General features: G+C 71.3%; 6 protein-coding genes and 1 pseudogene. 5 read left to right on the plus strand and 2 right to left on the minus strand.

Annotated elements, in window-relative coordinates:
* The first annotated feature begins 40 nt into the window (after positions 1 to 40).
* The 5 genes from ACRSBM_RS22110 (at position 41) to ACRSBM_RS22130 (ending at position 9,834) form a co-directional block, all read left to right on the plus strand.
* Positions 41 to 3,469, plus strand: a complete 3,429-nt coding sequence (locus ACRSBM_RS22110; protein ID WP_434445542.1) for a WGR and DUF4132 domain-containing protein — start codon at positions 41 to 43, stop codon at positions 3,467 to 3,469.
* A gap of 72 nt (positions 3,470 to 3,541) precedes the next feature.
* Entirely contained in the window at positions 3,542 to 4,612 is a 1,071-nt protein-coding gene (locus ACRSBM_RS22115) for an ATP-binding protein (RefSeq protein WP_434445544.1), read from the plus strand.
* A gap of 7 nt (positions 4,613 to 4,619) precedes the next feature.
* Complete coding sequence (locus ACRSBM_RS22120; protein WP_434445546.1) at positions 4,620 to 6,812, plus strand: DUF5682 family protein; 2,193 nt, start codon at positions 4,620 to 4,622, stop codon at positions 6,810 to 6,812.
* On the plus strand, positions 6,809 to 7,912 hold the full coding sequence (locus ACRSBM_RS22125; protein ID WP_434445547.1) for a VWA domain-containing protein: 1,104 nt from the start codon (positions 6,809 to 6,811) through the stop codon (positions 7,910 to 7,912). Before ACRSBM_RS22120 ends, ACRSBM_RS22125 begins: the two co-directional genes overlap by 4 nt.
* On the plus strand, positions 7,909 to 9,834 hold the full coding sequence (locus ACRSBM_RS22130; protein ID WP_434445549.1) for an SWIM zinc finger family protein: 1,926 nt from the start codon (positions 7,909 to 7,911) through the stop codon (positions 9,832 to 9,834). The genes ACRSBM_RS22125 and ACRSBM_RS22130 overlap by 4 nt, the downstream gene beginning before the upstream one ends.
* A gap of 180 nt (positions 9,835 to 10,014) precedes the next feature.
* Here the strand turns inward: ACRSBM_RS22130 and ACRSBM_RS22135 are convergent.
* Positions 10,015 to 11,058: pseudogene (locus ACRSBM_RS22135) on the minus strand (BTAD domain-containing putative transcriptional regulator); the annotation flags it as partial.
* A 15-nt stretch (positions 11,059 to 11,073) separates the two neighbouring features.
* Positions 11,074 to 11,994 (minus strand): ArsR family transcriptional regulator, encoded by a 921-nt coding sequence (locus ACRSBM_RS22140; RefSeq protein ID WP_434445551.1) that lies wholly within the window; start codon positions 11,992 to 11,994, stop codon positions 11,074 to 11,076.
* Positions 11,995 to 12,379: the final 385 nt, after the last annotated feature.

Genomic DNA, 12,379 nt, shown 5'->3' on the forward strand with positions numbered 1-12,379 from the left:
CGCGGACATCAGCTCCAGATCGGACTCAGGGGGTTTCGTAGTGCGCAGGTGGGAACTCGTCGCGGATGGCTCGGCCAAGTTCTGGGAGATCGACCAGGCCGGGGCAACGGTGACCGTCCGGTTCGGACGGCTGGACACCGAGGGCCAGACGCAGACCAAGGAACTGGCCTCCGCCGAGGCCGCCGCCGCACACGTCGCGAAACTGGTGGCGGCGAAGGAGAAGAAGGGCTACAGAGCGGAAGGCGTAGTCGAACAGCAGCCCGCCGCCGCCACTGGGCCGCCCACCGCTGAGCCGCTCACCACCAAGCCCGCCACCGCAATCGACGAAGACGCCTGGCAGCTTCCCAGGGCGTGGGCGAAGGACGCCGTGCGGCAGCGCGGCTTCCACCCCGGCCCGGAGTTCACGCTCGACGCCGCGAAGGCCGAGGAGGCCCGCCGCCAAGTCACCGAGCTGGCGGAGAAGATCGAGCACGCCCTCTCGGCCAAGAACTCGGTGGCAGAGCTTGTCAGCGCGGTGCGGGACCACCTGGCCGGGAAGCCGACTCCTCTCGGCGCGGCGGCGATCGCGGCCGTCCTGGAGCCGGGCGTCCCCGCCGTGCACGCCTGGATCGCGGACCACGGCCTCGCCTTCTCCACCGCAGCGGTCGTCGAGCTGATGGGCCTGAAGCTCCCCACTCAGTGGGACCGGCGGCACGGCGGGTTGGCCAGCATCTGCCTGCAGTACGCCACGAACGGCTTCTGGACGTCGATCGCCGAGACGGCGGGCCTCATGCTCACCGCCGTCCGGTACGCGATCGCCGTCGCTGCCCCTGAGGAGCGCGCAGCCGCCGAGGGCGTGCTGGAGGGACTCGGGAAGTCGAAGAACCAGAAGGAGAACCGGTCCTTCCTGATGCCCGAGCGGGCGGACTGGTTCACCCAGGCCTGCGAGCTAGGCCACTACGCGAACCGGTGGTGGATGCTGCCGAGCAGCGCCCGCAGCCTCGAAGACTTCCAAGCGGCCGGCGCGTCGATCACGAAATCGGCGTTCCTGCTGCACACGGCGGTGTACGTGCTGGGTCCGGCCGTCGCACCGCTGCTCGCGGAGGAGCTCGACTCCGACAGCGACCAGCTGCGGCCGGACGCCCGCCAGCGGGCGTTGAAGGTGCTCGCGGCGTTACCGACGGACGAGGCGTTCACGATCCTGCTCGACCGGTTGGACGAGAAGTACCTGCGGCCCACCTTGGTGTCCGCGATGAGGGCGTTCCCCGTGAGGGCGGCGCGGCTGCTCTCCGAGCGCGTGGCATCGAGTGACGGCGCGCGCCGGCTGCTGCACGCCCACCTGCTTTCGAACCGCGAGCTCACGGTGTCCGACGAGGTCGCGGCGGTGCTCGCGGAGTCCGGCCTCGTGATCATGCCGGAGGCGAGCGCGGACCAGTTGCCGCCGCTGCTCGCCTCGCCGCCGTGGCTGAACCGCAGGAAGCCGGTGAAGCCGGTGGTGCTCAGCAACCTTCCATTGCCGGAGGCGACGGTGAGCTGGCAGCCGGGCGAGCGCGACGAGTGGCTCCAGTACGGCACGGGGTATCGGGAGCGCAGCAGCCTCGACTGGCGAAAGCTCCTCGAGAGGTACCAGGCCGGCACCATCGCCAGATCCGACAACGACCTGTTCCTCCTCGCTCCCGAGGACGAAGTGCGACACCTGATCGCGGACTGGCAGCCGAGCTACTTCTTGGGCGGCGACCGGTGGGGCGAGAGCATCGCGGCGCGGTTCGGCGTCGACGCCGCGCCGGCGATGCTGCAGATCGCCCAGGCCGCTCCGGCGCACCACTGGACGGTGCTGCGGCCGTTCGCCACCGTCGAGGTGGCCACGCAGATGGCCGACTGGTTCGCGCGCTCCAAGCAGGGCCGGCGCTGGGCCCTCGAGTGGCTGGGCCGGCATCGCGAGCAGGCCGCCCGTGTCCTCATTCCCGCGGCCGCGGGGGAAGCGGGCGTTCCCCGCCGCAACGCCGAGGCGGCGCTGCGGTACCTGAACAACACCGTCGGCGTCGACGTGGCGGCAGTCGCCAGGGAGTGCGGCGCCGAGGCTGCCATCGACCTCGTGCTGTCGGTGGACCCGGTCGACGTCCTGCCCGCGAAGCTGCCGAAGATCGGCCTGTGGGCGGACACCCGCCTGCTGCCGCAGGTCCTGCTGAGCGGCCGCAGGCACGCGCTGTCCGCGGAAGCCGCCGGTCATCTGCTGATGACGGCCGCGCTGTCCAAGCCGGGCGAGATCTACGCGGGGCTGGCGATCGCCCGCGAAGCGCTCGACCGGGATTCCCTTGCCGCGTTCGGGTGGGCCGTCTTCGGGGAGTGGCAGCAGGCGGGCGCGCCGTCGAAGGAGAGCTGGGCGTTGAGCGCGCTCGGCTGGTTCGGCGACGACTCCACGGTCCGTGCGCTGGCCCCGCTGATCCGCAAGTGGCCCGGTGAGAACCAGCACGCCAAGGCGGTCAGCGGGCTCGACGTCCTCACCGACATCGGCACCGAGGTCGCCCTGTCGCACCTCAACAGCATCGCCGAGACGGTGCCGTTCGACGGTCTCAAGTTCAGGGCCGAGGAGAAGGTCGCCCAGATCGCGGCAGAGCTCGGCCTGTCCCTCGACCAGCTGTCCGACCGCCTGGTCCCGCGCCTGGGTCTCAACGACGCGGCGACGCTGGTGATCGACTACGGTCCGCGCCGGTTCACCGTCGGGTTCGACGAGCAGCTCAAGCCGTTCGTCCTCGACCAGGACGGCAAGCGCCGCAAGGACCTCCCGAAGCCCGGCACGCGCGACGACCAGGACCTGGCACCGGTGGAACACAAGCGGTTCGCGGCGCTCAAGAAGGACGTCCGCACGATCGCCTCCGACCAGATCGGCCGCCTCGAACGCGCCATGGTCGACCAGCGCACGTGGACCGCGGAGGAGTTCACCACGGTGCTCGCCACGCATCCGCTGCTGTGGCATCTGGTCCGCCGCCTGGTCTGGATCACCGAAGAGGGCAGCTCGTTCCGCCTCGCGGAAGACCGCACCCTCGCGAACTCCGAGGACGACGAGTTCACCCTGCCCGAGAACGCCGTCGTCCGCGTCGCGCACGCGGTCGACCTCCTGGACGAGGCGGCGGCGTGGGATGAGGTGTTCGCGGACTCCGAGATCCTCCAGCCGTTCCCGCAGCTGGGCCGCCCGGTCCACCTGCTGGAGCAGCCGGGCGACGCCCTCCCCCCGGCTCAAGGAGTACTGCGCCAACTCGTACCCGGTCGGCAAGATCCTCGGCCTGACGAAGAAGGGCTGGGTCCGCGGCACGCCGCAGGAAGTCGGCATCGAGTCCTGGATCACCCGGCCGTTCCCCGGCGGCGGCGCTCTCGTCGTCTCGCTCGAACCCGGCATCGCGGCGAGTGCCATAGAGATCTTCCCCGTGGTCGGCTTCAGCGACGTGTGGTTCTCGCCCAGCGGTCACGGCGAGTGGCCCGCGCCGAGTGACGCGCCCACGACCTACGAGATCGACCCGATCACCCTCTCCGAGCTCCTGTCCGAACTGGAGTCCCTGCGGTCATGACCAGCACCCAGACGACGCAGCGCCCTCCCGCCGAGGTCCGCTTCGCCGACGAGCTCGCCCGCCTGCGCGACACCGACACCGCGCCCAGGCCGCCGGGCTGGGCGTTGAGCCTCGCCGCCGCGCGCCGGTTCGTGGTGGGCGACGAGGAGCACGGCCTCACCAGGAAGTTCGTGGGCGATCCCTCCCTTGTGGACAGAGAGCTGGTCACGCTGGCGACCAGCCGGGGGCTGATGCTCGTCGGTGAGCCGGGCACGGCCAAGTCGCTGCTGTCCGAGCTGATCGCGGCGGCGGTCTGCGGTGAGTCGACGCTGACGATCCAGGGCGGCGCGGCCACCACCGACGACCAGATCAAGTACTCGTGGAACTACGCGTTGCTGGTGGCCGAGGGGCCGTCGCCGCGCTCGCTCGTGCCCGCACCGATGCTGCGGGGCATGGCCGAGGGCAAGATCGTGCGGTTCGAGGAGATCACGCGCTGCCCGCTGGAGGTGCAGGACTGCATGCTGTCGATGCTGTCCGACCGCGTGATGGCGATCGGGGAGCTGAACGGCCCGGACGGCATGGTGTTCGCGCAGGACGGGTTCAACGTGATCGCCACGGCGAACACGCGGGACCGGGGTGTCAACGAGATGAGCGCCGCGCTCAAGCGGCGGTTCAACTTCGAGACGGTATTCCCGATCGCGGACTTCGACACCGAGCTCGCGCTGGTCGAGCAGGAGGCGGCAAAGCTGCTGGAGCGCTCCGGCGTGGAGCTCGCGCCGAAACGGGACGTGCTCGAGGTGCTCGTGCGCACGTTCCGCGACCTGCGTGAGGGCAACGACCGGCTCACGACCGTGATGAGCACGGCCGAGGCGGTGTCGGTGGCGCACGCGGTGGGGCTGCGAGGCTGGTTCCTGCGCGGTGAGGCCGGCTCGGCCGCGGACGTCGTCGAGTGCCTCGCGGGCACGGCGGCGAAGGACAACGCCGAAGACCTGGCACGGCTGCGGCGCTACCTGGAGCAGCACGCTCCCCGGCGCAAGGGCGAGCAGTGGCAGCAGCTGCACCGGGCGCGTCACCTGCTGCCCGGCTGATGGGGCCGTGTTCGTCGGCGTCCGGCACCACAGTCCCGCCTGTGCCCGGCTGGTCGCCGCCACCATCCACGAGCAGCAGCCCGCGTACGTGCTCGTCGAAGGTCCCGCCGACTTCAACGAGCGCATCGACGAGCTGCTGCTGGGCCACGAGTTACCCGTCGCCTTGTTCAGCTACTCCGACGAGCACGCGTCGTGGTCGCCGTTCTGCGACTACTCGCCGGAGTGGGTGGCGATCACCGAGGCACGCCGGTGCGGGGCCGAGGTCAGGTTCATCGACCTGCCCGCGTGGCACGAGGCGTTCCGCGACGTCAGCAACCGCTACGCCGACGCGGAGTTGCGGTACGCCGAGGTCGTCGAGCGGTTGTGCCGCGAGTTCGCCGTCGACAACGTCGACGTGCTGTGGGACCACCTCTTCGAGTGCGAGTCCGAACCGAAGGGCATGGCCGAGTACTTCGACCTGCTCCGCGGCACGGCCACCGCGGACGAAGGTGACTCGGCGCGCGAGGAGTACATGGCGCGCTGGGTGCGGGCGGCGGTGCGGGACGCGGAAGACCAGCCCGTCGTCGTGGTCACCGGTGGGTTCCACACGGCCGCGCTGAAGGCCAAGCTCGACGGCGATGCCGAGTGGCCGGAGGTGCCGGAACGGAACAGGGGCGCCAGCTACCTCGTGCCGTACTCGCACGCCCGGCTGGACGCGTTCACCGGCTACCAGTCGGGTATGCCGTCGCCCGGCTACTACCAGCAGGTGTGGGAGACCGGGGCGCAGCGCGCGGCGGACTGGCTCGTCGAGTCGGTGGCGACGCGACTGCGCCGCAGACAGCAGCCTGTGTCGACGGCGGACCTCATCGCCGCACACACCCAGGCCGGGGCGCTGGCCCGGTTGCGCGGGCACGAGAACCTGGCACGCACGGACGTGCTGGACGGGCTGACCAGCGCGTTGATCTCCGAAGACCTGACCCAGCCGCCGCCGTGGACGAGGCGCGGCACACTGCAGCCCGGCGCGCACCCGGCGCTGGTCGAGATGATCGGGGCGCTGCGCGGCGGCAAGGTCGGGCGGCTGCACCCGGACACACCGGCGCCGCCCCTGGCCGGCGCCGTCGAGGAGCTGCTGCGGACGCACGGACTCGACGGGGAAGGCAGGATCTCGCTCGACCTCACCGACGCGGAGGCGTTGGAGCGCAGCAGGATCCTGCACCGCCTGCGGGTGCTGCGGATCCCTGGGTTCGAGCGCACGAGTGGGCCGTCGGAGGGTACCGCGCCGCAGTGGGACGAGCAGTGGACGCTCAGGCCGGCCGACGAGCGGCTCACGGCGTTGATCGAGGCGGCCGAGAACGGTGGCACGCTGGAGGAAGCGGCCGGGACGGCGCTGGAACGCCGGTCGCGGCACGCGCGGCTCGAGGAGCTGACCGGGATCCTGTTCGACGCGGTGCTGTGCGGGATCTCGATGTTGTCGGGCCGGGTGAAGGAATCGCTCAACGAGTGTGTCCGGGAGACGGGTGACCTCGCGGCGCTGGGCCACGTGCTGAGCGGTGTGCTCGGGCTGTGGCGGCACGACAGGTTGTTCGGCACCAGGAAGGACCCGTTGCTGGGGGCGATCATCGACACGGGCACGGCGCGGGTGCTGTGGCTGATCGAAGGCCTGCACGGCGGACCGGCGCCCGCCGATCCACACCGGCTCAGGGCGATGGCGGCGACCAGGGACGCGGTGCTGCACGCCAGGTCCGCGCTGTCGCTGGACGCGGTGGACGTCACGGGCGTGGCGACCAGGGTGAGCAACGACGTGCAGGCACCGCCGGATCTGCGCGGTGCGGCGCTCGGGCTCGCCTGGACGCTCGGCACCAAGCCCGACGTCCGGAAGCTGCGCTCCGTCGGGGCGCTGGGCGACTTGCTCGCCGGGTTGTTCGCGGTCGCCCGTGAAGAGGTGCTGGCGAGCCCGGACCTCGTCGGAGTGCTCGACGAGCTGGTCGGCGCGATGACCGAGGAGGAGTTCCTGGTGGCGCTGCCGGCGTTGCGGCTCGCCTTCAGCTACTTCCCGCCCAGGGAGAGGGAGACCATCGCGGCCACCGTGCTCGCCCATCGCGGCGTCGGGGGCAGTGCCAGGGGCATCAGCCGCCTCAGGGTCGACCCGATGGTCGTGGCCGAGGCGATGGCGGTGGAGAAGCGCGTGGACGCGTTGCTGGTGAAGGGCGGCCTGACATGACTGACCTGGAACGCTGGCGGCTGATCCTCGGCGAACCCGCGTCGCGCTGCACCGGCGGCCTGCAGGGCGAGGGCGCGCGCAGGGACAAGGCGCTGGAGTGGCTCTACGGGCGTGATCCCGAGCTCGCCGAACGTGGCGTGCGCAAGGGCGGCGGTGAGGACTCGGTGCCGCGGACGGTCGACTGGCTCGACGAGGTGCACACCCTGTTCCCGCGGGAGACGATCGAACGCCTGGAGCGCGACGCGGTCGAGCGGTACGAGATCACCGACGTGGTCACGGATCCCGAGGTGCTGCGACGGATCGAGCCGAACCCGGCCCTGCTGCGCGCGGTGCTGCGGACCAAGCACCTGATGAACCCCGCCGTGCTCGCGATGGCACGCAAGATCGCCGAGGCGGTGGTGAAGCAGCTGATGGAGAAGCTGAGGACTGAGGTGCGCACGGCGTTCAGCGGCACGAGGTCGAGGCGGCCGAGCATCCACAAGAACTCCCGCGACTTCGACTTCCGCTCCACGATCAGAGCGAACCTCCAGCGCTACCAGCCCGAGGAGCGCAAGCTCGCGATCGAGCACCCGAAGTTCGTCTCGCGGACCAAGCGGTACGTGGAGCAGTGGCAGGTGGTCCTGCTCGTGGACCAGTCGGGCTCGATGACGAGCTCGGTGATCCACTCGGCGGTCACCGCGGCCTGTCTGTGGGGGCTGCCGGGCCTCAGGACGCACCTCGTCGCGTTCGACACCAACGTGGTCGACCTGACGTCCGACGTGACGGACCCGGTCGAGCTGTTGATGAAGGTGCAGCTCGGCGGCGGCACGGACATCGCGAAGGCCGTGGCGTACGGTGCGGACCTCATCGACAGCCCGCGCCGGTCGATCGTGGTGATCATCAGCGACTTCTACGAGGGCGGCAGCGAGTCGCACCTGGTCCGCACGGTCAAGGGCTTGTGCGAGCAGGGCACGCACGTGCTGTGCCTGGCGGCGCTGGACGACGAGGCGAACCCGGACTACGACCGGGCGCTGGCCCAGCGCCTCGCGAACGCCGGCGCCCACGTCGGCGCGATGACCCCGGACCAGCTCGTCGCATTCGTCGCGGAGAAACTCAGGTGACCAGACCCGACCTGATGGCACTGACCCCGGACGCGCTCGCGGCGCTGGCGAACCGCGGTCTGGTGAAACGGGCCACCAAGGAGCTCGACGCGGGTGTCGTCCCCGCGCTCGACACCGACCCGGCCGGTGCCGTGCGGGGCAAGTTCCCGGACGGCACCACCACGACGCTGCCGCCGGGCACCACGCTCGACGCCGCGCAGTGCAGCTGCGGTGCCGCGGACGTGTGCCGGCACCGCATCGCGGTCGTCCTGGCGTACCAACGCACACAGGAGGCCAGCGCGCCCGCCGAACTGTGGTCGCCGGGCGCGGTGACCGACGCCGACCTCGTGGCGTTGATGGGCGAACGCACGGTGCGCCGCGCCCGCCGGGCCTTCCAGGCCGGCTACCACGCCAAGCTGCGCCGCCCGACCGCGGAGGACCAGACAGCACAGGCGGAGCTGCCCACCTGCACGGTGACGTTCCTCGTTCCCGGCGATCTGTCCTACGTCCACACGGACGTGGTCAACCGCGACGAGGCGACGGCGCTGGCGGTGTGGGCGTTCCGCGAGGCGGACGCGCAGGGCGGCGGCACGAAGGACAGGGACGCCAGGAACAGGGACGCGGTCGACGTGGGCGGATCCCCGACCACCGCGACGGATCTGACCGCGGTGACGGACCTGCTCGACCAGCTGCTGCTCGACGGCGCCACGAACGCGAGCGAGGTGCTCGACGCGGCGTGGCAGCGCCTGCACCGCGACCTGTCGGCCCAGCGCCTGCACTGGCCGGCCGCGGTGATCACCGATCTGCTCGCCCAGCTGTCCGCGTACCGCGGGCGCAGCGCCGACTACGAGGCGGAGCGGTTCGCCGCGCTGCTGACAGAGCTGCACGCGAGGGCGACCGCGAACGGTCCGCGCGCCGAGGTCCTCGGTCCCGACGAACCCGCCGAGACGCCGCTGCGCAGAGTCCGGCTGACGGCACTGGGCGCCCGACTGCGCTCGGAATCCACGGCGGACGTCTACTTCGCGTCGGGTGACGTGGTCCTGGTGCAACGGGACACTCCCCTGCGCACCGGCCGACGCCTGGCCGCGTCGAACGTGGTGTCCGAGTCGGCGACGCGCAACGCGAGCCGCGCGGTGACGCTGAAGACCAGCAGGGTCGCCAAGACCTCGCTCACCCCGGTCGGCACGGCCTGGGACGACCTGCCGCAGAGGCTGGTGGTCGACGACTACGCCGCCACCGCGGCACACCTGGCCGACCTGCCGCCGCGGCAGGTCCGCGCGAGGGTCGAGGCGGAACTGGTCCGCGCGATCCGTGTCGCCGAGGTGTCCGACCTGGCCTACGACCCGGCCGCGCAACGCCTCACCGCCACGCTGCACGACTCCACCGGCGCCAAGTGCCTGCTGGAGGCGACGCACCGAGCCGTGGCACCGCAGTCGCTCGACGCGCTGGCGGCGGCGCTGCGCGCCGGTCCGGCAACGATCACCGGCTCGGTCCGCCGCCACCGCGGCACACTGGTCGTCGACCCGCTGGCCGTCCGCACCGCAGCGGGCGTGGTCGTCCCGGACCTCGCGACGGACACGGACCCGCAGCCGCTGGCGCCCGGAATCACGACGGCGGACCCGCTCACACCCAGCACCACGGCAGCGAACCCGCTGACACCCGGCGTCACCAGGGCAGACCCACTCACCCCCAACATGACCACAGCGGACCCGCTGAGCGCGGCGGTGGACAGCGCGCTGACGGTGTTAGCCGAGGCCTCGCATCGAGGCCTGGACCACCTGACGGACAGCCTGCTCGTTCGCGTGCGCGAGGTCGGCGCTCATCTGGACGGCGTGGGCCTGCGCACGGCGGCGGCCCGCATCGCGGCGTTCGCCGACGCCCCGGCCGCGGCCACCTGGCTCAGCGCGCACCTCAGGCTGCTGATCACGGCCGACGCCCGCTGACACGACCGAGGGCGCTGACACGACCGAGGAGGCAGGCACGACCGAGGAGGTCGGGTCGATGCGCTGCGACAGCACGTAAGCCTCAGCGGCCTCGGACACCCGCCGGAGCCGTTCCAGCACGAAGCCACGGAGGTAAGCAGCACGAGCCGCACCCCAGCCCCCGAGTGCCACCCCACGGCCGTAAGCCTCCAGCGCCGCGTCCAGCTGACCGGACGCGGCCAGCGCGTCGCCCTGCAACGCCCACGTCCTGTCGTCGCCGGGACTGAGCTCGACGAGCTCGGCGGCGTACGCGACGGCGCGCTGTGTGAGGCCGACGGTCAGATGGCTCCGCACGAGGAAGCAGTAAAGGGCGTAGGCCTCGTCAGCCCACGCCAGCCGGTCAATCTCGGCGGTGCCCGGTGTGATCGAGTTCAGGCTTTCCAGCGCGTGTCCGAGCCGCCGGTGCGTCTCGCCGATGTCGCGCCGCACGAACGGAACCGCGGCGATCGCCCGGTGCAACCGCGTGCGTCGCAGTGCCCCGGCGAACCCGTCGCGCGGCAGCTCCGACGAGGCCTTCGTCGCCAGTGCGGCGGCGGCCTGCAGGGAGGTGGAGTCGGCGCCGCGGGCCGCGTTGCGGAACACCACGAACAACGCCAGGTCGCCGCGCGTCTCGGGTGGCAGCGACGACCTGGCGCCGCGCAGGGCCATCGCCTCCACCGTGGACGACGGGAGGTGGCAGCGCAGGACGGCGAGCTGTTCCAGCGCCAGGTCGGGGGCGAACACGTGCTTGCGCGGGTCGATCACGCTCAACCCGATCACGGAGGCCGCGTGCTGCGGATATCCCAGGCGCAGCAACAGATCGCAAGCCACTCGCCGGTCGGTCGTGCGCGTCGAGCCGAGCGCGCGTTCGTGCACCCGCCACCACAGTTCGGAGGCGAGGTCGACCGGGAACGTCGTCATGTCCGAGCCGACGCCGTCGAGCCGGCCCCAGCTCGCCGCCGTCAGCACCCGCAGCTGGGCGGACGGCGGTGGTTCGAAGCGCGGGACGCCCGCCGACGTTCCCGTCACGAACGCCGCGGCCATGGCGTGGGTGATCCGCGCGTGCAACGCGGAGGTCGGGCCGGGAGCGGAGAGTCCCGCGTAGACACCGCAGGCGACGGGAACGCCGGCGGTGCGCAGGGCACGCAGCCGGACCGCCAGCGCGCGAGGACTCGGGTCGGTGCGGTACCGCGGCAGCGCGGTCATGCGGGCCTCCCAGGTTCAGTTCAGCAGTTCCCAGCCACGCCGGGTCAGGCGGTGGCGGACCGACCGGCCGTTGCGGTGCGTGGAGACGAAACCCGCGGTGCGCAGGGCGGTCGCGTGCTGCGACGCCGTCGGCAGGCTGATGCCCACGTGCTTGGCGAGCTCGGTGGTGGTGCGTTCGGAGGTGAGCGCCCGCAGCACGAGCGTGCGGGTGCGCCCGAGGGCCAGTTCGAGGCTGGCGCCGCTCGGCTGGGGTGTCGCGACCGGGTAGAAGAGCAGCGGCTGCGGTTCGGCGAACATCGAGACCGCCGGGCGGGTGAGCCCGTTGAGCACCGGCACGATGAGCAATCCGGTGCCGTGCAGGGATATCTCCGTGTCCCAGCCGAGCTCGACGTGCAGGGCGGGTGAGGTCCACGAGATCGCCGGGTGCAGGTTGCCGAGCAGGTCCCCGAGCCCGCGCGTCGCCCCCTGGCTCGACCGCAGCCGTACCTCGGCGTCGAACGCCTGGCGCGTCTGCGGCCAGGTCGCCCCCAGCAGGTCGCGGAACCCCGCCCGGAACGCCGACCTCAGGTCCTGGCGCGAGCTCGGCGTGCCGGCCGCGAACGACCGCAGCCACGGCGACGTCGTGCCCAGCATGCTCGCGATCTGGTCGCGCACCCGCGTGGACGGCACGCCGAGCACCTGGCTCACGGCCTCGTCGAAGTCGGGGCGTGCGGAGTTGAAGAAGTCCGGGATGAACCGGCCCGGCCGGATCAGTTCGGCGAGCGGACGGATCTGCGGCAGCAGCAGGCGGTCCCAGTTACCGCTGTGCACCGCGAACACCAGCTCGTACATCGGCAGCGGTGCCGACGCGAAGCGGGTGCGCGCCAGATCTTCCAACTCGAAGAGAATCGTCAACCCGCGCCCCTTGGGCACGGGTTCGGACAACACGATCGGCATTTGCTTCCCCCGGAGTGCAACCACTTCCGACGGTACGCAGATCTCGTTGTCCGGTGTCAGCGCTTTTCCACCTGACAACGTTCGGTGGACAAACTCAGGCGAGCGGCCCGAACTGTTCGGCGAGCTTCAGCAGCAGGTCACGGACGTGATCGCGTTTCTCGTCGATTCCTGGCCGCGCCACGGAAGATCAACCAGCATCACTCCATCGAGTGCACGTGAAATGACCGAACGTCAGCCTCGACGCGGCAGCGATCCGCCACCCACCCGATGATCAACGCGATGCTGCTGCGCAAATCCGCGTTCAGCAATGTATTTGCATCCGGTCGCAATCTTTCGTGCTGACCGGCCTGATGCTCTGGCGAACCCAGTGCTTCCGGAATGGAAG

This window comes from Lentzea xerophila, assembly GCF_051094245.1.
Lineage (GTDB): Bacteria > Actinomycetota > Actinomycetes > Mycobacteriales > Pseudonocardiaceae > Lentzea > Lentzea xerophila.

Bases quoted from the DNA above. Each gene is read 5' to 3' on its own strand.
- ACRSBM_RS22140 (WP_434445551.1), bottom strand. From the start codon at position 11,994: ATGCCGATCGTGTTGTCCGAACCCGTGCCCAAGGGGCGCGGGTTGACG.
- ACRSBM_RS22125 (WP_434445547.1), top strand. From the start codon at position 6,809: ATGACTGACCTGGAACGCTGGCGGCTGATCCTCGGCGAACCCGCGTCG.
- ACRSBM_RS22115 (WP_434445544.1), top strand. From the start codon at position 3,542: ATGACCAGCACCCAGACGACGCAGCGCCCTCCCGCCGAGGTCCGCTTC.